Raw genomic sequence first — 23363 nt, 5'->3', positions numbered from 1 at the left:
TGTTGTTTTCAGCTCAGCGGCCAGTGGTGTTGACAGGCTTGGCGAACGGCTTTAGCGCTGCTCAGGTCGAGCAGTGCCTGGCTCAGTTGCCGGCATTGCGCCGCGTCCAGATGACGAACGCGGTCCTTGATCTCTCCGATCTGCGGCGGGCTTACCGACAGCTCGGTGACGCCCAGGCCGACCAGTACCGGCGTGGCCAGCGGGTCGGAGGCCAGCGCGCCGCACACGCCAACCCAACGGCCATGCTTGGCTGCGCCGGCGCAGGTTTGGGCGATCAGCCGCAACAACGCCGGGTGCAGCGCGTCGACACGGGCGGCCAGGCCTGCGTGGTCGCGGTCCATGGCGAGGGTGTACTGGGACAGGTCATTGGTGCCGATGGACAAAAAGTCCGCATGCTCGGCGAGCTTTTCGGCCATCAGCGCGGCGGCGGGCACTTCGATCATCACCCCCAGTTCGGGGCGCTGGCTCAAACCCAACTCGGCGCACAGTTCATCCAGGCGCTGGCGAATCTGCAGCAGTTCATCCACCTCGCTGACCATCGGCAGCAGGATGCGGCAACGCCCCAGCGGCGCGACTTGCAGCAGGGCACGCAGTTGCTGGTCGAGCAGTTCCGGGCGTACCTGGGCCATGCGAATGCCGCGCAGGCCCAGCACCGGGTTGGCCTCGACGGGCAGCGGCAGGTAGTCGAGTTGCTTGTCGCCGCCCACATCGATGGTGCGGATGATCACCGACTTGTCACCCATGGCGTCTAGCACAGCCTGATAAGCCTGGCGTTGTTCCTGCTCATCCGGCGCGGTGCGACGGTCGACAAACAGGAATTCGGTGCGCAGCAGGCCGACGCCATCGGCGCCGTTTGCGAACGCCAGTTGGGCTTCGCTGCTGGAGGCGACATTGGCGGCGATTTCGATGGTCACGCCATCGCGGGTACTCGCCGCTTGCTGGGCTTGGGCCTGCTGCTCTTTACGACGCAGTTTTTGTGTTTCGCGAATCTGGTGGACTTCGGCATGGCGCGCTTCGCTGGGGGCCAGTTCCAGGCGGCCATTGGCGGCGTCGAGCACCACCCGTTGGCCTTGGGGCACGTCGAGCACTTCATCGCCCAACGCCACCACACAGGGCAAGCCTTTGCCTCGGGCCAAAATGGCCACATGGGAGGTCGCGCCGCCTTCGGCCATGCAGATGCCTGCGGCCTGTTGCGTGCTCAGTTGCAGCAGGTCTGAGGGCGTCAGTTCATGGGCGCTGACAATCGCACCGGCCGGCAATTCGAAATGCCAGGCTTCACCCAGCAACGCACGCAATACCCGCTGTTGCAGGTCGCGCAGGTCGTTGGCGCGCTCGGCGAACAGCGGCTTGCCCAACGCCAACAGCACGGCGCATTGGGCCTGGATCGCATCGCGCCAGGCGTGGGTGGCGGCGCTGCCTTTTTCGACGGCGGCGGTGGCTGCGTCGAGTAACGCCGGGTCTTCCAGCAGGGCGAGGTGGGCGGCGAAGATTTCTTCTTCCTCGACGTTCTTGCGTTGGCGAGCGTGGTCCAGGGTGCTGCGGATTTCACCGCGCACTTGCTCAAGGGCCGCATTCAGCTGTTGCTGTTGCTCCTCGACGTTATGGCTGCCGGTGTCTTGCGGCAGCTCGATGCCCGTCAGGCGGAACAACGGCCCGCACACCAGGCCCGGTGCCGCGCACACGCCTTGCAGTACATTGGCTTGGGTATTCACGCGGCGGGGCGTGGCCACGACCGGCGCCTGATGTTCTTCGTGCACCACCACAGACAGCGCGGCGACCAGCGCCTGCAACGCGGCTTCGCAATCGGTGCCACGGCAGGTCACCCGCACCTCGTCGCCTTCGCCAATACCCAGCCCCATCAGGCCGATCAGGCTGTCGCACGCCGCTGATTTATCACCGATGTGCAGCTGCGATTGACTGCTGAAACCTTGCGCCGTCTTGCGCACCAGTGCGGCAGGGCGCGCATGCAAGCCGCCACGGTGAGTGATGTGCACGCTGGCGCTGGCTTCGGCGCTGGAGTTATCCACAGCTGCCTGCACGGCGGTGCCCGAACGCGGGGCAAATTGCATCAGCGGTTCACCGGCCTTGACGCTTTTCACTGCCAGAGGCGTCAGCGCAAAACGGTCGCTGTTGGTGAGGATGATCAGGCTCACCAAGCTCTTGCACTGGCGCGCAATACGATCCAGATCAAACTGCACCAACGGCTGGCCCTCGCTCACTCGTGCGCCTTCCTTCACCAGCAAGGCAAAGCCTTCGCCATTGAGCTCAACAGTGTCGATGCCGATATGCATCAACACTTCGGCACCGTTGTCGGCGCGAAGCGTTAGCGCATGCCCGGTGCGGGCGACATGGATGATCACGCCGTCGCAGGGCGCCTGCAGGCAATCGTTCAGCGGGTCGATAGCGAGACCGTCGCCCATGGCGCCGCTGGCGAACACTTCGTCGGGGACGCGGTTCAGGGCCAGCACCGGCCCACTCAAGGGGGCGCTAAGGGTCAATGGATTATTGTTGTTGGGCATGGGCACGGTACTCATCAGGAAAACGCCGCTTTAGTGCGTGCGGGTGACTTTGCTCAGGTGACGCGGCTGGTCCGGGTCCATGCCCCGTGCCTCAGCAAGGCCTGCGGCCATCACGTAGAAGCTCTGGATCGCCAGGATCGGGTCCAGGCTCGGGTGTTCGGCGCGGCTGAGCGTCAGGTCGCGTTCGGCGATATCGTCCGGTGCGGCCAGCAGCACGCGTGCGCCGCGTTGGCGCATATCGGCGGCCAGGCTCAACAGGCCGGCCTGCTCGGCACCACGTGGGGCGAATACCAGCAGGGGGTAGTTCTCGTCAATCAGCGCCATCGGGCCATGGCGCACTTCGGCGCTGCTAAAGGCTTCGGCCTGGATCGCCGAGGTTTCCTTGAGCTTGAGCGCGGCTTCCTGAGCGATGGCAAACCCGGCGCCACGACCGATCACCATCAAGCGCTGGCTGCCTTTGAGGGCGTCGACGGCCAGGCGCCAATCCTGTCTGGCGGCGTCACGCAGGCCATCGGGCAGAGCCTGGCAGGCTTGCAATAGGTCGGTTTCCTGGTTCCAGTGGGCGATCAACTGTGCACTGGCGCTGAGGGTGGCGATAAAACTCTTGGTGGCGGCCACGCTGAGTTCCGGCCCGGCGCACAGCGGCACGTGGAACTCGCAGGCGGCTTCCAGCGGCGAGTCTTCGGCATTGACCATTGAGATGCTCAAGGCACCCCGCTTGCGCAACAGGCGCAGGCTGTTGACCAGATCCGGGCTCTGCCCCGATTGGGAGAACCCGAATGCCACTTGGCCGCTGACCTTCATCGGCGCCTGCAACAGGGTCACTACCGACATCGGCAACGACGCCACCGGGATGCCCACATGCTGCATGGCCAGATAGGCGAAGTAGCTGGCGGCATGGTCCGAGCTGCCGCGGGCGATGGTCATCGCCACTTGCGGCGGCTGGCGGCGCAGGCGCCCGGCGATTTCTTCCAGCATCGGGTCCAGGCGTTGCAGTTGGGCCGCGACGGCGTCGCAGGAGGCCAGGGCCTCTTCAAGCATTTTTGAAGTCAATGGTGTCTCCTTCGACCATTACGTCGGTGAGTGTCAGGGAGCGGTCCAGGCGCACGCAGTCGGCAAAGCTGCCGGGTTGCAGGCGGCCGCGTTCTTCCAGGCCCAGGTAGTCCGCAGGAAATTGCGACAGGCGTTGTGAGGCTTCGCTGAGCGGCAGGCCGATTTTCACCAGGTTGCGCAGCGCCTGGTCCATGGTCAGCGTGCTGCCGGCCAGGGTGCCGTCGGCCAGGCGCACGCCGCCCAGGCATTTGGTCACGGTGTGGCTGCCCAGCTTGTATTCGCCGTCGGGCATACCGGCGGCGGCGGTGGAATCGGTCACGCAGTACAGGCACGGGATCGAGCGCAACGCCACGCGCATGGCGCCGGGGTGCACATGCAGCAAGTCCGGGATCAACTCGGCGTACTGGGCGTGGGCCAATGCGGCGCCGACGATGCCGGGTTCGCGGTGATGCAGCGGGCTCATGGCGTTGTACAAGTGGGTGAAACTGGTGGCGCCAGCGGCCAGGGCAGCAACGCCTTCTTCATAGCTGCCCAGGGTGTGGCCGATCTGCATGCGCACGCCGCGTTGGCTGAGGGCGCGGATCAGGCCGTCGTGGCCGGCGATTTCCGGGGCGATGGTGATCACCCGGATCGGCGCCAGGCGCAGGTAGGCTTCCACTTCCTGCATCAACGCGGTGTGGGCGAAGTTGGGTTGGGCGCCGAGTTTTCCCGGATTGATGTAGGGGCCTTCCAGGTGCACGCCGAGTACGCGGGCGCTGCCGGCTGGCCGCTGTTCGCAGAACGTGCCGAGCTCACCGAGTACCCGGGAGATTTCTTCCACCGGCGCCGTCATGGTGGTGGCCAGCAGCGAGGTGGTGCCAAAACGCACGTGGGTACGGGTAATGGTCTCGAAGGCGCCCGCACCTTCCATGATGTCCGCGCCGCCACCGCCATGCACATGCAGGTCGATAAAGCCCGGCAACAGGTAGGGCAGGTCGTTGTCGGCCGGGTCGCACGGCGTGCCGTCAATGGCGACCACCTTGCCGTGCTCGTGCACCAGGCGACCGCGCATCCAGCCGCTGGGCGTGAGGATATTGTCTTCAGTCATGGGCAGTTCTCTAAGTTCGCCTTCAGGCGGAGTAGTCATGGCGGCGCAGCTCTGCGACGAAGTCGTAGTAGTCGTTGCGGCAATAGGTGTCGGTGATCTCAATCGGCGTGTTGTCGGCGGTGTAGCCCACGCGGGTCATCAGTAGCATGGCGGTGCCGGGGGCGATGCCGACCAGCGCGGCGAACTCGTCCGAGGCATTGATCGCCTGGATATGCTGCAAGGCGCGCACGATGGGCTTGCCGATGCTCTCCAGGTATTCGTACAACGAATTGCCGATGGCCTGGGGATGAGGCAACACCGAGGCCGGCATGGCGGTCATTTCAATCGCCATCACCGTGTCATCGGCTTTGCGCAGGCGCTTGAGGCGCGCCACTTTGTCGGTGGGCGACAGGCCCAGGCGGATCAGCTCTTCGTGGGTTGGCGGGGTGATGTCGCGCTCCAGCCACTGGGACGTGGGCACAAACCCCTTGAGCCGCAGCATTTCGCTGAACCCCGACAGGCGCGACAAAGGTTGTTCCAGACGCGGCGTGATAAAGGTGCCGGAGCCTTGGCTGCGACGGATCAGGCCTTGGGCCAGCAACACTTCCAGCGCTTTACGGGCGGTGACCCGCGAGATGCTCAACTGCTCGCTGAGGGCGCGTTCCGAAGGCAAGGCTTGTTCGGACTTCCACTGGCCGGCATGGATCGCGGCTTCAAGGCTGCGAGCCAGTTGCAGGTACAGCGGCGTGGACTGCTTATCGTCGGGGCGCAGGGCCAGGATGGGATTCATCTGTCAGGTTTCCGATGCGTTATTGGAATGTTGTCGCCCGGTAATGGCCGAAAACTAATACCACTTAAATACCATGTCAATGCTACTAAAACGGTGCGAATCCCGGTTTCAGGGCGCTTTAATGGGGCTTTGTATTAAGTGGTATTAGAGAGGTCTTTATTGCGCGCACAAGTGCAGGGTCCCGCGCGGTGAACTGGTATTCACCGGCAGGCGCTGCCTGGGGCAGGAATTATTTTCGAATTATTTTACGAACGGCGCGTGATTACGGCCGAATCTCGATCAGGGTGCCGTCTTTGACCAGACTCCACACTTCGCGCATGTCCACGTTACGCATGCCGATGCAGCCGTCGGTCCAGTCCAGGGTGTGAAACCACTGTTCCGGGTAGTCTTCGGTGTCGGGGGTGCCGTGGATCATGATCATGCTGCCCGGCTTTACGCCTTCGCGGCGGGCGCGGGCGGCGTCGCTGATGTTGGGGTAGGAAATGTGCATGGCCAGGTTGAAGCGGTCGCTGGTCTTGCGCCAGTCGATCCAGTAGAGGCCTTCGGGTGTGCGGCGGTCGCCTTCGATCAGCTTGTGGCCCTTGGGGTTCTTGCCCAGGGAAATGCGGTAGGTCTTGAACGGTTTGCCGTCGTTGATCAGTTGCAATTGGTGGGCGGACTTGAGCACCAGGACTTTCTCGACCGTTTTACCGCCAAGGGTTTGCACCGTGGCGGCCGGGGACAGCGTGGCGAACGACAGGCAGATCAGAGCAAGCAACCAACGCATTGAAACGGTATCCCTTTGGCGACGATCGGCCGGCTTGTTATTGGGCGGGCTTGGACAGCGGTGGCACAGATTCGCTACGTACCGGGTACGCCTGTTGGCGACGGTCAGCGAAAAAGCATTCTAAGGTACGCCCGACCGTGCGGAAAGCCAGCTCGGACCAAGGGATATCGGCTTCGTCGAACAGCTTCACTTCCAGGCTTTCCTGGCCAGCGGCAAAGTCCAGGTCGATCAGTTCTGCGCGGTAGAAGATATGCACCTGGCTGATGTGCGGCACATTGATCAGGGTATAGAGGCTCAGGTTGCGCACGCGGGCGCAGGCTTCTTCCAGGGTTTCACGCATGGCCGCCTGCTCGACGGTTTCGCCGTTTTCCATAAAGCCTGCGGGCAGGGTCCAGTAACCCAGGCGTGGCTCGATGGCGCGGCGGCACAGCAGCACTTGGTCGCCCCACACCGGCACGGTACCGGCGACGATATTGGGGTTCTGGTAATGAATGGTCGAGCAGTGGTCGCATACATAACGCAGGCGTGCGTCGCCTTCGGGAATGCGTTGGGTCACCGGTTTGCCGCACTGGCTGCAGAAATTCATGCTGGGGTTCCTGGACAATGGGCACATCTTGGCTCGGTGCCGGGCGTTCCTGCAAGTTGTCGTTTCGCGACAGCCCTGCGGTTTTGGGGTTGGGCGCTCGCACGCTTTGGTGCATGATGCAAGGTAGCCAACAGACCGAGATGACTCATGCTGGACGAGCTACTTCGCCGGGTAAGCAATCACACCCCCCACACCCTGGAAACCGACGGGCGTTTCCCCGAGGCGGCGGTGCTGGTGCCGATTACCCGCAGTGACGAACCCGAGCTGATCCTGACCCTGCGCGCCAGCGGCCTGTCGACCCACGGTGGCGAAGTGGCCTTTCCCGGCGGGCGCCGCGACCCTGAAGACCCGGACCTGATCTTTACCGCCTTGCGCGAAGCCGAAGAAGAAATCGGCCTGCCGCCTGGGCTGGTTGAAGTCATCGGCCCGTTGAGCCCGCTGATTTCCCTGCACGGCATCCGCGTAACCCCCTATGTAGGCGTGATCCCCGATTACGTCGAATACCTGGCCAACGACGCCGAAATTGCCGCTGTCTTCAGTGTGCCCCTGGAGTTTTTCCGCCAGGACCCGCGCGAACATACCCACCGCATCGATTACCAGGGCCGCAGTTGGTATGTGCCAAGCTACAGGTTCGGCGAATACAAGATCTGGGGGCTGACGGCGATCATGATTGTCGAGCTGATCAACCTGCTCTACGACGATGCCAAGATCAGCCTGCACCAGCCGCCCAAAAGTTTTATCAATATCTAAGCCATCGCATGAATGGCAAGCCGTGAGGGAAAACCATGAAATACCGCCTGGGCGACGCCCGCGTCGAGACGCATCCCAACAGTTGGGTCGCACCCAATGCCACGCTGGTAGGCAAGGTCAAGCTGGAGGAGGGCGCCAACGTCTGGTTCAACGCGGTGTTGCGTGGCGATAACGAGCTGATCCTGATCGGCAAGAACAGCAACGTGCAGGACGGCAGCGTGATGCACACCGACATGGGCTACCCGCTGACCCTCGGCACTGGCGTGACCATTGGCCATAACGCCATGCTGCACGGCTGCACCGTTGACGACTACAGCTTGATCGGTATCAACGCAGTGATCCTCAATGGCGCCAAGATCGGCAAGCACTGCATCATCGGCGCCAACTCGCTGATCGGTGAAGGCAAGGAAATCCCCGATGGCTCGCTGGTCATGGGCTCCCCGGGCAAAGTGGTGCGTGAGTTGACCGAGGCGCAGAAGCGGATGCTCGAAGCCAGCGCTGCGCACTATGTGCATAACTCGCAGCGTTACGCGCGGGATCTGGTTGAGCAGGAAGAATGAGTACGGTTGAACGGCCTGTTGCCTCGCCGTGCGTGAGTATTTGCGCGCTGGATGACGACGATATCTGCACCGGCTGCCAGCGCAATGTAGATGAAATCACGCGCTGGAGCCGCATGGACAACGCCGAGCGCCGGGTGGTGCTGGGGTTGTGCCATGAGCGGGCGGTGGCCAGTGGGATGATGTGGATGACCCCTGGGAAATCTGGCGCCTGACAGGCCACCATCGCAGGCAAGCCAGCTCCCACCCTTGATGTGTGAATGCGTTCAAATGTGGGAGCTGGCTTGCCTGCGATGAGGCCCTGCCAGACGACAACCCTGTAATTGTGTACCCTGTGCGGCATTACCCACAGGTCCATCCCCATGCTTTTCCTGATCGCCTACATCAGCAGCGTCGTGCTGATCAACTTCGCCTTCTCTACCGCCCCACACCTGGATGTCATCTGGTCTGCCTGGGGCGGCCTGGTGTTTATCCTGCGCGACATGGTGCAAACCCGCTTCGGCCATGGCGCAATCATCGCCATGCTGGCGGCGCTGGTGCTGTCCTATATCACCTCCGACCCGTCCATCGCCCTGGCCAGTGCCACGGCGTTTGCGGTGTCCGAGTGTATCGACTGGCTGGTGTTCAGCATCACCAAGCGCCCGCTACATGACCGCCTGTGGATAAGTTCGGCGCTGAGCATTCCCCTCGATACCTTTATTTTCTTCGGTTTGATCGGTGCGCTCACACCAGCGGTAGCGGGCACGGCGTTGGTGTCCAAATTCGCCGGTGTCACCGTGGTGTGGTTGATCATGGCCTGGCGCATTCGCCGGCGGGCTGTCGCCAACTGAGGCCAATTTTTACAGTTCATGTAAAATGCCGGCCTTTCTCCCCCATGATCCGCTCCCCTGAGGACCTGAGATGACCCGAATCGGAACTCCATTGTCGCCAACCGCGACCCGCGTTTTGCTGTGTGGCTGCGGTGAGCTGGGCAAGGAAGTAGTGATCGAACTGCAGCGCCTGGGCGTTGAAGTGATTGCCGTGGATCGCTACGCCAACGCGCCGGCCATGCAGGTGGCGCACCGTAGCCATGTGATCAACATGCTCGACGGCGCAGCGCTGCGTGCGGTCATCGAGGCGGAGAAGCCGCACTTTATCGTGCCGGAAATCGAAGCCATCGCCACCGCCACCCTGGTGGAACTGGAGGCCGAAGGCTTTACCGTAATCCCGACCGCCCGCGCCACGTCGTTGACCATGAACCGTGAAGGCATCCGTCGCCTGGCCGCCGAAGAACTGGACCTGCCGACCTCGCCGTACCACTTCGCCGACACCTTCGAAGACTACAGCAAGGCCGTCCAGGACCTGGGTTTTCCGTGCGTGGTCAAGCCGGTGATGAGTTCGTCGGGCAAGGGCCAGAGCCTGTTGCGCAGCACTGATGACGTGCAGAAAGCCTGGGACTACGCCCAAGAGGGCGGTCGTGCCGGCAAGGGCCGGGTCATCATCGAAGGCTTTATCGATTTCGACTACGAAATCACCCTGCTGACCGTACGCCACATCGGCGGCACGACGTTCTGCGCTCCGGTGGGTCATCGTCAGGAGAAGGGCGACTATCAGGAATCCTGGCAGCCTCAGGCCATGAGCCCGATTGCTTTGGCCGAATCCGAGCGCGTCGCCAAGGCGGTGACCGAAGCCTTGGGCGGTCGTGGTCTGTTTGGTGTGGAGTTGTTCATCAAAGGCGATCAGGTGTGGTTCAGCGAAGTGTCGCCGCGCCCCCATGACACTGGCCTGGTGACCTTGATCTCCCAGGACCTGTCGCAGTTTGCCCTGCACGCCCGGGCCATCCTGGGTCTGCCGATCCCTTTGATCCGTCAGTTCGGGCCTTCGGCTTCGGCGGTGATCCTGGTGGAAGGGCAGTCGACCCAGACGGCGTTTGCCAACCTCGGCTCTGCGTTGAGCGAGCCGGATACGGCGTTGCGTCTGTTTGGCAAGCCTGAAGTGAATGGCCAGCGCCGTATGGGCGTGGCGCTGGCGCGGGACGAGTCGATTGAAGCGGCTCGGGCCAAGGCGACCCGTGCTTCCCAAGCAGTTGTTGTAGAGCTCTAAAACCCCGTCGCGTCTATCGCAGGCAAGCCAGCTCCCACATTTGATTGGGTTCACATATTTTGATGTGAGTGCTTTCTAATGTGGGAGCTGGCTTGCCTGCGATAGCGGTCTATCAGGCGACCTTGTTCAAGTCGTTATCCCGCGTCTCTTTCAGGCACAGCACTGCAATCAAACTCAGCAACGCTGCCGCCGACACATACCCACCGACATAACTCAGCCCGCCCATCGCCACCAGCTTGGTCGCGAAGAACGGCGCCGCCGAGGCTCCCACGATCCCACCCAGGTTATACGCCGCCGATGCGCCGGTATAACGCACGCGGGTCGGGAACAGTTCTGGCAGCAGCGCGCCCATCGGTGCGAAGGTCACACCCATCAAAAACAGCTCCAGCGCCAGGAACAGCGCCACCGCCCAGGTCGAGCCATGGGTCAGCAGCGGCTCCATGGTAAAGCCCGACAGAATCGCCAGGACCGCGCCGACAATCAGCACCGGCTTGCGCCCGTAACGGTCGCTGGCCAATGCCGCCAGCGGTGTCGCCAGCCCCATGAACAGCACCGCGAAACACAGCAGGCCGAGGAAGGTTTCACGGCTGTAGCCCAAGGTGGAAACGCCGTAGCTCAACGAAAATGCAGTGGTGATATAGAACAGCGCATAGCACACCACCATCGACGCGGCGCCCAGCAGCACCGGCAACCAATGTTGGCTGAACAATTCCACCAGCGGCACTTTGACCGGCTTTTCCTGGGCCACCGCATTGGCGAACACTGGTGTCTCGTGCAGCTTGAGGCGTGCATACAGGCCCACCATCACCAGCGCGGCGCTGAGGATGAACGGGATGCGCCAGCCCCAGCTGCGGAACTGCTCGTCATTGAGGCTCATGGCCAGGATCAGGAACAAACCGTTGGCCGCCAGAAAGCCGATCGACGGGCCCAACTGCGGGAACATGCCAAACCACGCGCGTTTGCCCTTGGGCGCGTTCTCGGTCGCCAGCAAGGCCGCGCCGCCCCATTCTCCGCCAAGGCCCAGGCCCTGGCCGAAGCGCAATACGCACAAGAGGATCGGTGCCCAGGCGCCGATGCTGTCATAGCCGGGCAGCAAACCGATCAAGGTGGTGCACACCCCCATCAGCAGCAGCGAAGCCACCAGGGTTGATTTACGGCCGATGCGGTCGCCGAAGTGACCGAACAACGCCGACCCCAACGGGCGGGCGATAAAGGCGATGCCGAACGTCAGGAACGAGGCCAGCATCTGTGCGGTGCCGGACGTCTGCGGGAAGAACACCGGCCCGATCACCAGTGCGGCGGCCGTGGCGTAGATATAGAAATCGTAGAACTCGATGGCGGTGCCGACGATGCTCGCCGTGGCGACGCGGGCGGTCGAGTTGGTCGGGGCGGCGGCTGCGCCCTCTTGGTAGGTCGTGCTCATGGAGGTATCCCTGACGGTCATTGCGCGTTTGGACGCGGATTATTATTGGTCGAACACCCATGGATCAGGGCAATGCGCGGAGCGGCTCGGGATGGGAGCAAACACCGGTCGGACATGGTAAGGCGGTGCCTGGACACGCTGAGTGCGGATAGCACGCGGTCGGGCGGGGCTTGGGTAAGCCGCAGGGATTATAGGAAGGGGGCTAAGGATCCAACAAGGGGCTGGTGAGGATCTATGGCCTGGAACTGGATCAATGTGGGAGCCTGCTGAGGTCAGGCGGCCACCGGCACATGGCTGGTATGCCAGATCAACACCTTGCTCACCCGGTTATCCTCGGTCTCGAGGATTTCCAGGCGATAGCGGCCGATTTTCAGGCATACCGCGCAATCGGGGATGGTTTCCAGCGCTTCGGTCACCAGGCCGTTGAGGGTTTTGGGGCCGTCGCTGGGCAGGTGCCAGCCCAGGCTTTTGTTTAGTTCGCGGATCGAAGCGGCGCCATCGATGATGTAGCGGCCATCGGGCTGGGCTTCGATGTGCGGGTTATCCACAGCCTGATCGCTTTCGAATTCGCCGACGATTTCTTCCAGGATATCTTCCAGGGTAACGATGCCCAGCACTTCGCCGTATTCGTCCACCACCATGCCCAGGCGCCGTTGCTGCTTGTGAAAGTTCAGCAATTGCAGCTGCAGCGGTGTGCTTTCCGGTACGAAGTAGGGTTCGTGACAGGCGGCGAGCAATGCCTCTTTGGTCAGGCTGGCGTCGGGCAGCAGGTGCTGGACCTGGCGTGTATTGAGCACTGCCTCGACCTGGTTGATATCACTGTGGAACACCGGCAGGCGTGTGCGCTGGGAGTTGCGCAGTTGTTCGATGATTTCATCGATCGAGTCGTCCAGGTTGATGCCGTCCACTTCACTGCGGGGCACCAGGATGTCGTTGACGGTGATGTTATCCAGCGCATGGATGCCGGGCATACCGGGCGCACGATCTTCGTCCATCTCCAGCGGCGCTTGGTCGTCATGGTCCGGCAGCGGTTCGTCGCTGTTTTTCACCACACCGGATTTGCGTGTGAATGGACGCAGCAGCAACAGGCTGATGCCATTGAGCAACCAGGCCAGTGGATAGAGGATTTTCAGCGGTACGCCCAGCAGGGCGTTACCAAAACCCAGCACCGCTTGCGGATGACGGGTGGCCAAGATGCGAGGCAGGTAATCGGCGAGAATCAGCAGCAGTGCACAGGAGATCAGCCAACCCAGCCATGGGCCGTTCTGCGCCCAGGCATAGATTGCCAGCAGCGTGCACAGGATCACCACGGCGGCGCGGCACAGGCTGTTGCACAGGATCAGGCTATGGCGCGGGAAGCTCAGGCGTGCGGCAGCCTTGTCGCCCTGGCGGGTGCCGGGGCGCAGGGCCAACAGATGTTGTTGTGCCGCTTCGATGGCGGTAAACAGCGCCGCCCATAAAATCAGCAAGGCAATGACGGCGAGCATTGGCTCCAGGGGCAAGTTATCCATGATCGCTGCCCGTCAGATATGCAGGATGTATTCGCGAACCAGCTTGCTGCCGAAATAGGCCAGCATCAGCAGGCAGAACCCGGCCAGGGTCCAGCGGATTGCCTTGTGCCCACGCCAGCCGAGGCGGTTGCGGCCCCACAGCAGCACACTGAATACCACCCAGGCCAGGCACGCCAGCAGGGTTTTGTGCACAAGGTGCTGGGCGAACAGGTTCTCGACGAACAGCCAGCCGGAGATCAGCGACAGCGACAGCAGGGTCCAGCCGGCCCACAGGAACCCGAACAGCAGGCTTTCCATGGTTTGCAACGGTGGGAAGTTCTTGATCAGCCCCGACGGGTGCTTGTGCTTGAGCTGGTGATCCTGCAGCAGCAGGAGCAGGGCCTGGAACACCGCGATGGTGAACATGCCATAGGCAAGGATCGACAACAGGATGTGGGCAAGGATGCCCGGTTCCTCATCGATCACCTGTACGGTGCCGGTAGGGGTGAATTGCGCCAGCAGTACCGTCAGCATGCCCAGGGGGAATAGCAGCACCAGCAGGTTCTCGACGGGAATGCGGTAGCAGGCCAGCAGCGTCAGCGCGATGACGGCCGCGGCGATCAGGCTGGCGGCGCTGAAAAAGTCCAGGCCCAGGCCCACCGGCGTCATCAGGTGAGTGAACAGGCTGGCGGCATGGGCCAGCAGGGCCAGCACGCCAAGGCCGACGAGCAGACGTTTGTCCGCTTTGGCGCCTTGGGCCAGACGAGTGCCCTGATAGAGAGTCGCAGCGGCATACAAAATGGCGGCGGCGAGGCTGGGTAGCAAACTGGGTGACAAGGGGAGCATAAATCCTGGTAGGCAAGCCCGAAAGTCGTTGAGTTTGGCACACACCTGCGCTGCAAGAAAGACTCCCGGGCCAGACAGCGGGTGTGCATGGGCGCAGTCTTCGCTATAATCTGCGACCTGCCCACGCCGCAGGCTCGCCGAGCGCTGTTGTTAATAGCGATTTGCCAGAGCCTGGGCCGCCATTACCTCGGTCTACCTGCATTTTGATGAGTAGGGCCTGAAAGGATCGCGCATGTTTGAAAACTTGACTGACCGTCTCTCGCAGACGCTGCGCCACGTTACCGGCAAGGCCAAGCTGACCGAGGACAATATTAAAGACACCCTGCGTGAAGTGCGCATGGCGTTGCTGGAGGCCGACGTGGCCTTGCCGGTGGTGAAGGACTTCGTCAACTCGGTCAAGGAGCGCGCGGTCGGCACCGAAGTGTCCCGCAGCCTGACCCCGGGCCAGGCCTTCGTGAAGGTCGTCCAGGCCGAACTCGAAAGCCTGATGGGCGCGGCCAACGAAGACCTGAACCTCAGCGCCGTGCCGCCAGCCGTCGTGCTGATGGCCGGTCTGCAAGGTGCGGGTAAAACCACCACCGCCGGCAAACTGGCGCGTTTCCTTAAAGAGCGCAAGAAGAAATCCGTGATGGTGGTGTCGGCCGACGTGTACCGTCCGGCGGCCATCAAGCAGTTGGAAATGCTCGCGGGCGAAGTGGGCGTGACCTTCTTCCCGTCCGACCTGAGCCAGAAGCCGGTCGACATCGCCAACGCGGCTATTAAAGAAGCCAAGCTCAAGTTCATCGACGTGGTGATCGTCGATACCGCCGGTCGCCTGCACATCGATGAAGAGATGATGGGCGAGATCAAGGCGCTGCATGCCGCGATCAACCCCGTCGAGACGCTGTTCGTGGTCGACGCCATGACCGGCCAGGATGCGGCCAACACCGCCAAGGCCTTTGGTGACGCACTGCCGCTGACCGGCGTAATCCTCACCAAGGTCGACGGTGACGCCCGTGGCGGTGCCGCGCTGTCGGTACGTGCCATTACTGGCAAGCCGATCAAGTTCATCGGTATGGGCGAGAAGAGCGAAGCGCTCGAACCGTTCCACCCCGAGCGTATCGCCTCGCGTATCCTTGGCATGGGTGACGTGCTCAGCCTGATCGAGCAGGCCGAAGCCACACTCGACAAGGACAAGGCCGACAAGCTGGCCAAGAAGCTGAAGAAGGGCAAGGGCTTCGACCTTGAAGACTTCCGCGACCAGCTGCAACAGATGAAGAACATGGGCGGCCTCGGCGGCCTGATGGACAAGCTGCCCAACATCGGCGGTGTGAACCTGGCGCAGATGGGCAACGCCCAGGGCGCGGCAGAGAAGCAGTTCAAGCAGATGGAAGCCATCATCAACTCCATGACCCCGGCCGAGCGCCGCGACCCTGAGCTGATCAGCGGTTCGCGCAAGCGCCGGATTGCCATGGGTTCCGGCACCCAGGTGCAGGACATCGGTCGCTTGATCAAGCAACACAAGCAGATGCAGAAGATGATGAAGAAATTCTCCGCCAAGGGCGGTATGGCCAAGATGATGCGCGGCATGGGCGGTATGTTGCCCGGCGGCGGCATGCCTAAAATGTAAAGTATTCGAGCGTAAGCCTTGCTTGCGCTCCGACCCACAGGGATGTGGGATCTCCAGCAAACCCGCCGTTGGCGGGCGCTGACTCGCCGTTTTAACCGACGGCTCTATGGCAGATCTGAATGGCACGCTGATAGGCGCCAGAAAAAGACATTTGCAAAAGTCCGGATATTCCTTAGAATATGCGGCCTTTCGGGCACCTATGCCCGCTGTGCATTTAGATTTGCAGCACCGACTACAGGAACGATGTTCACATGCTAACAATCCGTCTTGCCCTTGGCGGCTCCAAAAAGCGCCCGTTTTACCACTTGACCGTAACCGACAGCCGCAACCCGCGTGACGGTTCGCACAAGGAACAGGTTGGTTTCTTCAACCCTGTTGCTCGTGGTCAAGAAGTTCGTCTGTCCGTGAACCAAGAGCGCGTAGCCTACTGGCTGAGCGTTGGCGCACAGCCATCCGAGCGCGTTGCAAAACTGTTGAAGGACTCGGCTAAGGCCGCAGCCTGAGCAATATGAACGCGACGCCAGCTGTTGCTGATGATTTGATCGTTATCGGCAAGATTTATTCTGTTCATGGCGTTCGCGGCGAAGTGAAGGTGTATTCCTTTACTGATCCGACTGAAAACCTGTTGCAGTACAAAACCTGGACGCTCAAGCGCGAAGGCAGCGTGAAACAGGTCGAGCTGGTCAGTGGACGCGGGAGCGACAAGTTCCTGGTCGCAAAGCTCAAGGGTCTTGATGATCGTGAAGAAGCTCGTCTTCTGGCCGGTTACGAGATCTGCGTGCCGCGCAACCTGTTCCCTGAATTGACCGACGGCGAGTACTACTGGTACCAGCTGGAAGGTCTGAAGGTTATTGATCAACTCGGGCAATTGCTGGGGAACATCGATCATCTTCTGGAAACCGGCGCCAATGATGTAATGGTGGTCAAGCCTTGCGCTGGCAGCCTGGATGATCGCGAACGCCTGTTGCCCTATACCGAGCAATGCGTGTTGGCAGTCGACCTGGCAGCGGGCGAGATGAAGGTGGAATGGGACGCGGACTTCTAAGCGTGGCTAATTTGCGCATTGAAGTGATCAGTTTGTTTCCCGAGATGTTTTCCGCCATCAGCGAGTACGGTATCACCAGTCGGGCGGTGAAACAGGGGCTGTTGCAGCTCACCTGTTGGAACCCGCGAGACTACACGACGGATCGACATCACACTGTGGACGATCGCCCATTTGGCGGTGGCCCGGGCATGGTGATGAAGATCAAGCCCCTGGAAGATGCGTTGGTTCAGGCCAAGGCAGCCGCCGGGGAGAAGGCGAAGGTAATTTACCTGTCCCCTCAAGGCCGTCAGCTGAAACAGGCGGCGGTACGCGAACTGGCGAATGAGGAAAGTTTGATCCTGATTGCCGGTCGCTATGAAGGCATTGACGAGCGTTTTATTGAAGCTCATGTCGATGAAGAGTGGTCGATTGGGGACTATGTCCTGTCTGGCGGCGAGCTGCCGGCGATGGTCCTGATAGATGCGGTTACACGACTGCTGCCCGGAGCTTTAGGGCATGCGGACTCCGCGGAGGAAGATTCCTTCACGGATGGTTTGCTGGATTGCCCGCACTACACCCGTCCGGAGGTGTATGTGGATCAGCGTGTTCCCGACGTATTGCTAAGTGGCAATCACGCACACATCCGGCGTTGGCGTTTACAGCAGTCCCTTGGTCGGACCTATGAACGACGCGCCGATCTTCTGGAAAGCCGCTCGCTTTCTGGAGAAGAGAAGAAGCTGCTCGAGGAATACATCCTCGCGCGGGACGATAGTTAACAACGTATCGATGGTAGGTCCATTGACTTACCTTAGGAGCACAGCATGACTAACAAAATCATCCTTGCACTCGAAGCAGAGCAGATGACCAAAGAGATCCCTACCTTTGCCCCGGGCGACACCATTGTCGTTCAGGTGAAAGTGAAGGAAGGCGACCGTTCGCGTCTGCAAGCGTTCGAAGGCGTGGTAATCGCCAAGCGTAACCGTGGTGTGAACAGTGCTTTCACTGTTCGTAAAATCTCCAACGGTGTTGGCGTAGAGCGTACTTTCCAGACCTACAGCCCGCAGATCGACAGCATGGCCGTTAAGCGTCGCGGTGACGTACGTAAAGCCAAGCTGTACTACCTGCGTGACCTGTCCGGTAAAGCAGCTCGCATCAAGGAAAAACTGGCTTAAGTCCAGCTTCCCGATGCAGAAAAAAGCAGCCTACGGGCTGCTTTTTTGTGCCTGAAATTTGTCCATTTGTCGGTATTGACCATGACCACCCGTTTCGAAGAAATCCAGCGCCGCACCGACCTGTCCGTCACCCACGTGACCAAGGCCGTGTTCCCGCCTACCACCAACCATCACAACACCCTGTTCGGCGGCACTGCCCTGGCATGGATGGACGAAGTGTCGTTCATCACCGCCACGCGCTTTTGTCGCTTGCCTTTGGTGACGGTCTCCACCGACCGTATCGACTTCAATCACGCGATCCCGGCCGGTTCCATCGTTGAGCTGATCGGTCGCGTGATCAAGGTCGGCAACACCAGCCTCAAGGTCGAGGTTGAAGTGTTCGTCGAGAGCATGAGCGCCGATGGCCGTGAAAAGGCGATCCAGGGCGTGTTCAGCTTCGTCGCGATTGACGCGGACAAACGCCCTGTACCGGTATTGCCTGGGTTTGCCGACTGATTACTCGGTGGTACTGTTTTGCGGTTGAATCACCGCCAGCAGGGTCCAGCCGGCCACGGGCTTCAGGCTGCTCTCGGGCGTGACCACATGCACCCAGCCGCTGGTGTCCCGGGCAAACAGCAAGGTGGCGCGCTCGCCGTGCAACGCCTGGTACTGCTCCCAGCCAAAGCCATCGGTGAGGTTGGTGCTATATAGCTCGGCACCCTGGCCCAGCAGGCTTGCCAGTTTGGTATAGCTCAGGGGTTGGCTACCCAACAGGTGGCCGCGGTGTTCGTGGCTGGCCTTGTGTTTGTCGGTGCGACGGTTTTCCTGGCTGCTGGCCAGGGCGAACAGTCGCTGGCCGAAATCATGGCGAAAACGCATGGTCGCCAAGGCGTTCAACTCGCCGGACGGGGAGAGCGCAAGCAAATGCCCCAGGCCGACCAGGTCCAGATGCGACTCGGCATGTTGGGAGGCGGGGTTACCGAAGTAGGTCGGCAGGCCCTCCATGCGACTGGCGCGGATGTTTTCCCAGCTTGAATCCGTCAGCAACACCCGGCTGCCCAATTGCTGCAATGCCTTGCCGAGTGCCCGCGCCGGGCCGTTTGCGCCCACGATCAGGAAACCGCTGGGCGCAGGCTCGGCGACTTTGAGCAAGCGCGCCAAGGGGCGCGCCGTGGCACTTTGCAGCACCACGGTGCCGATGATCACCGCAAAGGTCAGCGGCACCAGCAATAACGCGCCTTCATGACCCGCCTCATCCAGGCGGATCGCAAAGATCGCCGACACCGCCGCCGCCACAATGCCCCGTGGCGCGATCCAGGCCAGCAGTGCACGCTCGCGCCAGTTCAGTCCGGAGCCGAAGGTCGAGAGCGCCACGTTCAGCGGGCGGGCAATAAACTGGATGATCACCAGCAGAATCAGCACGAATGGGCCCAGGGCGATCAAGGCATTCAGGTCCAGGCGCGCCGCCAGCAGGATGAATAGCCCGGAAATCAGCAACACGCTGAGGTTTTCCTTGAAGTGCAGGATGTGTCTTACATCCACACCCTTCATGTTCGCCATCCACATGCCCATCAGCGTGACCGCCAGCAGGCCGGACTCATGCATCACCTGGTTGGCGGCAATGAAGATGCCCAGCACACCCGCCAGCGTCGCCAGGTTATGCAGGTATTCCGGCAACCACTGGCGGCGCATGATCTGCCCCAGTACCCAGCCGCCGGCGATCCCGAACAGGCTGCCGCAGAGGATGACGCCGCCAAAGGTCAGCAGGCTATGGCTCAAGCCATCGCCCGAAGCCCGGGCAATGATGAAGCTGTAAACCACCACCGCCAACAGCGCGCCGATCGGGTCGATGACGATGCCTTCCCAGCGCAGGATATTGGCGATGGAGGCTTTGGGGCGTACCACGCGCAGCATCGGCACGATCACGGTTGGCCCGGTCACCAGGGTCAGCGTGCCGAACAGCAGCGCGAGCATCCAGTCAAAACCCAGCAGCCAGTGCGTGGCCAGGGTGATCACCGCCCAAGTCGACAGGGCACCGACCGTGACCAGGCGATGCACCACGCTGCCGATTTCCTTCCATTCCGACAGGTGCAGGGTCAGGCTGCCTTCGAACAGGATCAACGCCACGGCCAGGGACACCAACGGCATTAACAGAGGGCCGAACATCTCCTGCGGGTCGAGCCAGCCCAGTACCGGCCCCGCCAAAATACCCGTCAATAACAGAAACAGGATCGCCGGCAGCTTGAGCCGCCACGCCAGCCATTGGCAACCCAATGCCGCCACTCCAATGCCGCCAAAGGCCAGCAAAATCTGTTGTTCATTCATTGAAGCTTCCTGTTCCTTGAAGTAGCGGGCTATGAAAGACTAGCGGCCCTTGCCACAGTTCACTAAATAATTCGCGCAGTCCCCATCCTGCGCTGCCTTGAGTACCCATGCCCGCCATCGACCACCCTTTGATCGACCGTTTCCTTGACGCCCTCTGGCTGGAAAAAGGCCTGTCGGACAACACGCGCCAGGCGTATCGCAGCGACCTGGCCCTGTTCAATGGCTGGTTGCAGGAGAAAAACCTTGAATTGATCAACGCCGGGCGCGAGCTGATCCTCGATCATCTGGCGTGGCGCCTTGAGCAGAACTACAAACCACGCTCCACCGCACGATTCCTGTCCGGCGTGCGCGGCTTTTATCGCTACCTGCTGCGGGAAAAGCTCATTGCGACCGATCCCACTCTACAAATCGATATGCCGCAATTAGGTAGGCCTCTTCCTAAATCTTTGTCGGAAGCTGACGTGGATGCTCTGTTGGCTGCGCCGGATCTCAGTGAAGCCATCGGCCAGCGCGATCGCGCCATGCTGGAAGTGCTTTACGCCTGCGGCCTGCGCGTGACCGAACTGATCAGCCTGACGCTGGAGCAGGTTAACCTGCGCCAGGGCGTATTGCGCGTAATGGGCAAGGGCAGCAAGGAGCGGCTGGTGCCCATGGGTGAGGAGGCGATTGTGTGGGTTGAGCGCTACATGCGCGATGCGCGCCACGAATTGCTCGGCGGGCGCCCCAGCGACGTGCTGTTCCCCAGCCTGCGCGGCGAGCAGATGACCCGCCAGACCTTCTGGCACCGCATCAAGCACCAGGCCAAAGTGGCCGGGATCGGCAAGGCCCTGTCGCCTCACACCCTGCGTCATGCGTTCGCTACCCATTTGCTCAACCATGGCGCGGATTTGCGCGTGGTACAGATGCTGCTCGGCCACAGCGACTTATCCACAACCCAGATCTACACCCATGTGGCACGCGCACGTTTGCAGGATATGCACGCCAAGCATCACCCGCGCGGATAAAACCGTCAGAAATGGCCCATTTTACCTGTCGCGGTCTGCCCTCCCGCCCAACTGTGGTAGGCTTTGCCGGTTCGCAAAGGGGACGGCACCCGTTGTGTTCCAGATCAGTATTCCGCTCCCGTCCCTGCCTCTGCCTTCAGGAGTTCCCATGCGCTTGACCCAGATTATTGCCGCCGCAGCCATTGCGTTGGTTTCCACCTTTGCTGTCGCCGATGATGCGGCCGAGCAGACCATTCGCAAGAGCCTGGCCAACCTGGCGCTCGATACCCCGATCGAAAGCATCAGCGCCAGCCCCATGGCCGGCCTGTATGAAGTCAAGCTCAAGGGCAGCCGTGTGCTGTACGCCAGTGCCGATGGCCAGTACATCGTCCAGGGCTACCTGTTCCAGCTCAAGGACGGCAAGCCGGTCAACCTGACCGAGAAGGCCGAGCGCCTGGGCGTGTCCAAGCTGATCAACGGTATCCCGGTGGCTGAAACCGTGGTGTACCCGGCCATCGGCGAGACCAAGACCCACATCACCGTATTCACCGACACCACCTGCCCGTACTGCCACAAGCTGCACGCCGAAATTCCGGCGTTGAACAAGCTGGGCGTGGAAGTGCGCTACGTCGCCTTCCCGCGCCAGGGCCTGGGTTCGCCGGGTGACGAGCAGTTGCAGGCGGTGTGGTGCTCGGCCGACAAAAAAGCGGCCATGGACAAGATGGTCGATGGCAAGGAAATCAAGTCGGCCAAATGCGCCAACCCGGTTTCCAAGCAGTTCGCCCTGGGCCAGTCCATTGGTGTGAACGGTACACCGGCCATCGTTTTGGCCGACGGCCAGGTGATTCCGGGCTACCAGCCGGCGCCGCAAGTTGCCAAACTGGCACTGGGTGCCAAGTAAGCATTTATCGTTGAGCCTTTGACGATCATGACTCGCCGAACTGTCGGCGGGTCATTAATTGAGAGCCGCAGTTGTGCGGCTGTTTTCACGGCCGACCTAGCGTCGGCCGTTTCATGGGGAGTTCTTCAGTGAAACCGGTCAAAGTAGGCATCTGTGGGTTAGGGACCGTCGGTGGCGGTACCTTCAACGTACTTCAGCGTAACGCTGAAGAAATTTCCCGCCGCGCAGGTCGCGGGATTGAAGTGGCGCAAATTGCCATGCGTTCGCCAAAGCCTCAGTTCGAAACGACCGGTATTGCGATTACCAACGATGTGTTCGCCGTGGCCACCAACCCTGAGATCGATATCGTTATCGAGCTGGTAGGCGGCTACACCGTGGCCCGCGAGCTGGTGCTCAAGGCCATCGAGAACGGCAAGCACGTGGTCACCGCCAACAAGGCGCTCATCGCCGTGCACGGCAACGAGATCTTCGCCAAGGCTCGCGAGAAGGGCGTGATCGTGGCGTTCGAAGCCGCGGTGGCCGGTGGTATCCCGGTGATCAAGGCGATCCGTGAAGGCCTGTCCGCCAACCGCATCAACTGGGTCGCCGGTATCATCAACGGCACCGGTAACTTCATCCTCACCGAAATGCGCGAGAAGGGCCGTACCTTCGAAGACGTGCTGGCCGAAGCCCAGGCCCTGGGTTATGCCGAAGCCGACCCGACCTTCGACGTGGAAGGCATCGACGCGGCCCACAAGCTGACCATCCTGGCGTCCATCGCCTTTGGTATTCCGCTGCAGTTCGACAAGGCCTACACCGAAGGCATCACCAAGCTGACCACCGCCGACGTGAACTACGCCGAAGCCCTGGGCTACCGCATCAAGCACCTGGGCGTGGCGCGCAGCACCCCGGCCGGTATCGAATTGCGTGTGCACCCGACGCTGATCCCGGCCGACCGCCTGATCGCCAACGTCAATGGCGTGATGAACGCGGTGATGGTCAACGGCGACGCCGCCGGTTCCACCCTGTTCTACGGCGCCGGTGCCGGCATGGAGCCGACCGCTTCGTCGGTAATCGCCGACCTGGTGGACGTGGTTCGCGCCATGACCAGCGACCCGGAAAACCGCGTGCCGCACCTGGCCTTCCAGCCGGACTCGCTGTCGGCCCACCCGATCCTGCCGATCGAAGCCTGCGAAAGTGCCTACTACCTGCGTATCCAGGCCCAGGACCATCCGGGCGTGCTGGCCCAGGTCGCCAGCATCCTGTCGGAGCGCGGTATCAACATCGAGTCGATCATGCAGAAGGAAGTCGAGGAGCAAAACGGCCAGGTGCCGATGATCCTGCTGACCCATCGCGTGCTCGAACAGCACATCAACGATGCCATCCACGCCCTCGAAGCCCTGCAAGGCGTGGTCGGCCCGGTGGTGCGGATTCGCGTCGAACACTTGAACTAACCGATTTGT

Annotated in this window: 24 protein-coding genes; 14 read left to right on the top strand and 10 right to left on the bottom strand. The window is 61.5% G+C overall.

Features of this window, described 5'->3' with window-relative positions:
• Positions 1 to 8 precede the first annotated feature (8 nt).
• The 6 genes from ptsP to TX23_RS21225 form a co-directional block, all read right to left on the bottom strand.
• On the bottom strand, positions 9 to 2519 hold the full coding sequence (ptsP, locus tag TX23_RS21250) for a phosphoenolpyruvate--protein phosphotransferase (RefSeq protein WP_057703895.1): 2511 nt from the start codon (positions 2517 to 2519) through the stop codon (positions 9 to 11).
• Positions 2520 to 2549: 30 nt separating this feature from the next.
• A complete protein-coding gene (locus tag TX23_RS21245) occupies positions 2550 to 3572 on the bottom strand; it encodes an SIS domain-containing protein (RefSeq protein ID WP_087149512.1) in 1023 nt (340 codons plus the stop codon).
• On the bottom strand, positions 3553 to 4659 hold the full coding sequence (gene nagA, locus TX23_RS21240) for an N-acetylglucosamine-6-phosphate deacetylase (RefSeq protein WP_057703893.1): 1107 nt from the start codon (positions 4657 to 4659) through the stop codon (positions 3553 to 3555). Before nagA ends, TX23_RS21245 begins: the two co-directional genes overlap by 20 nt.
• A 22-nt stretch (positions 4660 to 4681) precedes the next feature.
• Positions 4682 to 5428 carry a GntR family transcriptional regulator gene (locus TX23_RS21235; protein ID WP_032895423.1) on the bottom strand — a complete coding sequence of 249 codons (747 nt, stop codon included), beginning with the start codon at positions 5426 to 5428 and terminating at the stop codon, positions 4682 to 4684.
• A 262-nt stretch (positions 5429 to 5690) separates the two neighbouring features.
• Positions 5691 to 6194, bottom strand: a complete 504-nt coding sequence (locus TX23_RS21230) for a L,D-transpeptidase family protein (protein WP_057703892.1) — start codon at positions 6192 to 6194, stop codon at positions 5691 to 5693.
• Positions 6195 to 6231: 37 nt separating this feature from the next.
• Positions 6232 to 6780, bottom strand: coding sequence for an NUDIX hydrolase (locus TX23_RS21225; RefSeq protein WP_047711704.1), 549 nt, complete (start codon positions 6778 to 6780; stop codon positions 6232 to 6234).
• 147 nt (positions 6781 to 6927) lie between these two features.
• Between TX23_RS21225 and TX23_RS21220 the strand changes: the two genes are divergently transcribed.
• The 5 genes from TX23_RS21220 to purT all read left to right on the top strand — a co-directional run bounded on the left by TX23_RS21220 (position 6928) and on the right by purT (position 10169).
• A complete protein-coding gene (locus TX23_RS21220) occupies positions 6928 to 7530 on the top strand; it encodes a CoA pyrophosphatase (protein ID WP_017736785.1) in 603 nt (200 codons plus the stop codon).
• A gap of 35 nt (positions 7531 to 7565) precedes the next feature.
• A complete protein-coding gene (locus TX23_RS21215; RefSeq protein ID WP_057703891.1) occupies positions 7566 to 8090 on the top strand; it encodes a gamma carbonic anhydrase family protein in 525 nt (174 codons plus the stop codon).
• Positions 8087 to 8302, top strand: a complete 216-nt coding sequence (locus TX23_RS21210) for a DUF1289 domain-containing protein (RefSeq protein ID WP_057703890.1) — start codon at positions 8087 to 8089, stop codon at positions 8300 to 8302. Before TX23_RS21215 ends, TX23_RS21210 begins: the two co-directional genes overlap by 4 nt.
• Before the next feature lie 147 nt (positions 8303 to 8449).
• The gene (locus TX23_RS21205; protein ID WP_057703889.1) at positions 8450 to 8917 is read left to right on the top strand and encodes a VUT family protein; all 468 of its coding nucleotides are present in this window, start codon (positions 8450 to 8452) and stop codon (positions 8915 to 8917) included.
• A 70-nt stretch (positions 8918 to 8987) separates the two neighbouring features.
• On the top strand, positions 8988 to 10169 hold the full coding sequence (gene purT, locus TX23_RS21200) for a formate-dependent phosphoribosylglycinamide formyltransferase (protein WP_057703888.1): 1182 nt from the start codon (positions 8988 to 8990) through the stop codon (positions 10167 to 10169).
• 112 nt (positions 10170 to 10281) lie between these two features.
• Here the strand turns inward: purT and TX23_RS21195 are convergent, their stop codons facing one another.
• The 3 genes from TX23_RS21195 to TX23_RS21185 all read right to left on the bottom strand — a co-directional run bounded on the left by TX23_RS21195 (position 10282) and on the right by TX23_RS21185 (position 13928).
• A complete protein-coding gene (locus tag TX23_RS21195; RefSeq protein WP_057703887.1) occupies positions 10282 to 11592 on the bottom strand; it encodes an MFS transporter in 1311 nt (436 codons plus the stop codon).
• A 272-nt stretch (positions 11593 to 11864) separates the two neighbouring features.
• Positions 11865 to 13103, bottom strand: a complete 1239-nt coding sequence (locus TX23_RS21190; RefSeq protein WP_057703886.1) for a transporter associated domain-containing protein — start codon at positions 13101 to 13103, stop codon at positions 11865 to 11867.
• 12 nt (positions 13104 to 13115) lie between these two features.
• Positions 13116 to 13928: a cytochrome C assembly family protein gene (locus TX23_RS21185; protein WP_003193966.1), complete on the bottom strand. Its 813-nt coding sequence runs from the start codon at positions 13926 to 13928 to the stop codon at positions 13116 to 13118.
• 232 nt (positions 13929 to 14160) lie between these two features.
• Here TX23_RS21185 and ffh point away from each other — a divergent pair, with 232 nt between their 5' ends.
• From ffh to TX23_RS21155, 6 genes are all read left to right on the top strand, one after another.
• Positions 14161 to 15537: a signal recognition particle protein gene (ffh, locus tag TX23_RS21180; RefSeq protein WP_017736777.1), complete on the top strand. Its 1377-nt coding sequence runs from the start codon at positions 14161 to 14163 to the stop codon at positions 15535 to 15537.
• A gap of 251 nt (positions 15538 to 15788) precedes the next feature.
• Positions 15789 to 16040, top strand: coding sequence for a 30S ribosomal protein S16 (rpsP, locus tag TX23_RS21175; RefSeq protein WP_003175899.1), 252 nt, complete (start codon positions 15789 to 15791; stop codon positions 16038 to 16040).
• A gap of 5 nt (positions 16041 to 16045) precedes the next feature.
• A complete protein-coding gene (rimM, locus tag TX23_RS21170; RefSeq protein WP_057703885.1) occupies positions 16046 to 16582 on the top strand; it encodes a ribosome maturation factor RimM in 537 nt (178 codons plus the stop codon).
• Positions 16564 to 17337 (top strand): tRNA (guanosine(37)-N1)-methyltransferase TrmD, encoded by a 774-nt coding sequence (gene trmD, locus TX23_RS21165; protein ID WP_153475158.1) that lies wholly within the window; start codon positions 16564 to 16566, stop codon positions 17335 to 17337. Before rimM ends, trmD begins: the two co-directional genes overlap by 19 nt.
• 45 nt (positions 17338 to 17382) lie before the next feature.
• Positions 17383 to 17733: a 50S ribosomal protein L19 gene (gene rplS / locus TX23_RS21160; RefSeq protein WP_003175895.1), complete on the top strand. Its 351-nt coding sequence runs from the start codon at positions 17383 to 17385 to the stop codon at positions 17731 to 17733.
• 81 nt (positions 17734 to 17814) lie between these two features.
• Positions 17815 to 18228, top strand: coding sequence for an acyl-CoA thioesterase (locus TX23_RS21155; RefSeq protein ID WP_057704005.1), 414 nt, complete (start codon positions 17815 to 17817; stop codon positions 18226 to 18228).
• Here TX23_RS21155 and TX23_RS21150 read toward each other — a convergent pair whose 3' ends face one another.
• Positions 18229 to 20037, bottom strand: coding sequence for a cation:proton antiporter (locus tag TX23_RS21150; protein WP_057703884.1), 1809 nt, complete (start codon positions 20035 to 20037; stop codon positions 18229 to 18231).
• A 107-nt stretch (positions 20038 to 20144) separates the two neighbouring features.
• Here TX23_RS21150 and xerD point away from each other — a divergent pair, with 107 nt between their 5' ends.
• The 3 genes from xerD (at position 20145) to TX23_RS21135 (ending at position 23354) form a co-directional block, all read left to right on the top strand.
• Positions 20145 to 21041 carry a site-specific tyrosine recombinase XerD gene (gene xerD, locus TX23_RS21145; RefSeq protein WP_057703883.1) on the top strand — a complete coding sequence of 299 codons (897 nt, stop codon included), beginning with the start codon at positions 20145 to 20147 and terminating at the stop codon, positions 21039 to 21041.
• Between the two features lie 148 nt (positions 21042 to 21189).
• Positions 21190 to 21921: a thioredoxin fold domain-containing protein gene (locus tag TX23_RS21140; protein WP_005791088.1), complete on the top strand. Its 732-nt coding sequence runs from the start codon at positions 21190 to 21192 to the stop codon at positions 21919 to 21921.
• Positions 21922 to 22049: 128 nt separating this feature from the next.
• The gene (locus tag TX23_RS21135) at positions 22050 to 23354 is read left to right on the top strand and encodes a homoserine dehydrogenase (RefSeq protein WP_057703882.1); all 1305 of its coding nucleotides are present in this window, start codon (positions 22050 to 22052) and stop codon (positions 23352 to 23354) included.
• The last annotated feature ends 9 nt before the right edge of the window (positions 23355 to 23363 follow it).

The organism is Pseudomonas paralactis (assembly GCF_001439735.1).
Taxonomy (GTDB): Bacteria; Pseudomonadota; Gammaproteobacteria; order Pseudomonadales; family Pseudomonadaceae; genus Aquipseudomonas; species Aquipseudomonas paralactis.
Note: the sequence above shows the minus strand (reverse complement) of the source record. Positions and strands in the feature narration are given on the sequence as shown.

Bases quoted from the DNA above. Each gene is read 5' to 3' on its own strand.
- TX23_RS21140 (WP_005791088.1), top strand. From the start codon at position 21,190: ATGCGCTTGACCCAGATTATTGCCGCCGCAGCCATTGCGTTGGTTTCC.
- TX23_RS21150 (WP_057703884.1), bottom strand. From the start codon at position 20,037: ATGAATGAACAACAGATTTTGCTGGCCTTTGGCGGCATTGGAGTGGCG.
- TX23_RS21190 (WP_057703886.1), bottom strand. From the start codon at position 13,103: ATGGATAACTTGCCCCTGGAGCCAATGCTCGCCGTCATTGCCTTGCTG.
- trmD (WP_153475158.1), top strand. From the start codon at position 16,564: ATGGGACGCGGACTTCTAAGCGTGGCTAATTTGCGCATTGAAGTGATC.
- xerD (WP_057703883.1), top strand. From the start codon at position 20,145: ATGCCCGCCATCGACCACCCTTTGATCGACCGTTTCCTTGACGCCCTC.
- rpsP (WP_003175899.1), top strand. From the start codon at position 15,789: ATGCTAACAATCCGTCTTGCCCTTGGCGGCTCCAAAAAGCGCCCGTTT.
- TX23_RS21220 (WP_017736785.1), top strand. From the start codon at position 6,928: ATGCTGGACGAGCTACTTCGCCGGGTAAGCAATCACACCCCCCACACC.
- TX23_RS21235 (WP_032895423.1), bottom strand. From the start codon at position 5,428: ATGAATCCCATCCTGGCCCTGCGCCCCGACGATAAGCAGTCCACGCCG.
- TX23_RS21205 (WP_057703889.1), top strand. From the start codon at position 8,450: ATGCTTTTCCTGATCGCCTACATCAGCAGCGTCGTGCTGATCAACTTC.
- TX23_RS21195 (WP_057703887.1), bottom strand. From the start codon at position 11,592: ATGAGCACGACCTACCAAGAGGGCGCAGCCGCCGCCCCGACCAACTCG.
- TX23_RS21155 (WP_057704005.1), top strand. From the start codon at position 17,815: ATGACCACCCGTTTCGAAGAAATCCAGCGCCGCACCGACCTGTCCGTC.
- TX23_RS21225 (WP_047711704.1), bottom strand. From the start codon at position 6,780: ATGAATTTCTGCAGCCAGTGCGGCAAACCGGTGACCCAACGCATTCCC.
- purT (WP_057703888.1), top strand. From the start codon at position 8,988: ATGACCCGAATCGGAACTCCATTGTCGCCAACCGCGACCCGCGTTTTG.
- TX23_RS21185 (WP_003193966.1), bottom strand. From the start codon at position 13,928: ATGCTCCCCTTGTCACCCAGTTTGCTACCCAGCCTCGCCGCCGCCATT.
- ptsP (WP_057703895.1), bottom strand. From the start codon at position 2,519: ATGCCCAACAACAATAATCCATTGACCCTTAGCGCCCCCTTGAGTGGG.
- TX23_RS21210 (WP_057703890.1), top strand. From the start codon at position 8,087: ATGAGTACGGTTGAACGGCCTGTTGCCTCGCCGTGCGTGAGTATTTGC.
- ffh (WP_017736777.1), top strand. From the start codon at position 14,161: ATGTTTGAAAACTTGACTGACCGTCTCTCGCAGACGCTGCGCCACGTT.
- nagA (WP_057703893.1), bottom strand. From the start codon at position 4,659: ATGACTGAAGACAATATCCTCACGCCCAGCGGCTGGATGCGCGGTCGC.
- rimM (WP_057703885.1), top strand. From the start codon at position 16,046: ATGAACGCGACGCCAGCTGTTGCTGATGATTTGATCGTTATCGGCAAG.
- rplS (WP_003175895.1), top strand. From the start codon at position 17,383: ATGACTAACAAAATCATCCTTGCACTCGAAGCAGAGCAGATGACCAAA.
- TX23_RS21230 (WP_057703892.1), bottom strand. From the start codon at position 6,194: ATGCGTTGGTTGCTTGCTCTGATCTGCCTGTCGTTCGCCACGCTGTCC.
- TX23_RS21215 (WP_057703891.1), top strand. From the start codon at position 7,566: ATGAAATACCGCCTGGGCGACGCCCGCGTCGAGACGCATCCCAACAGT.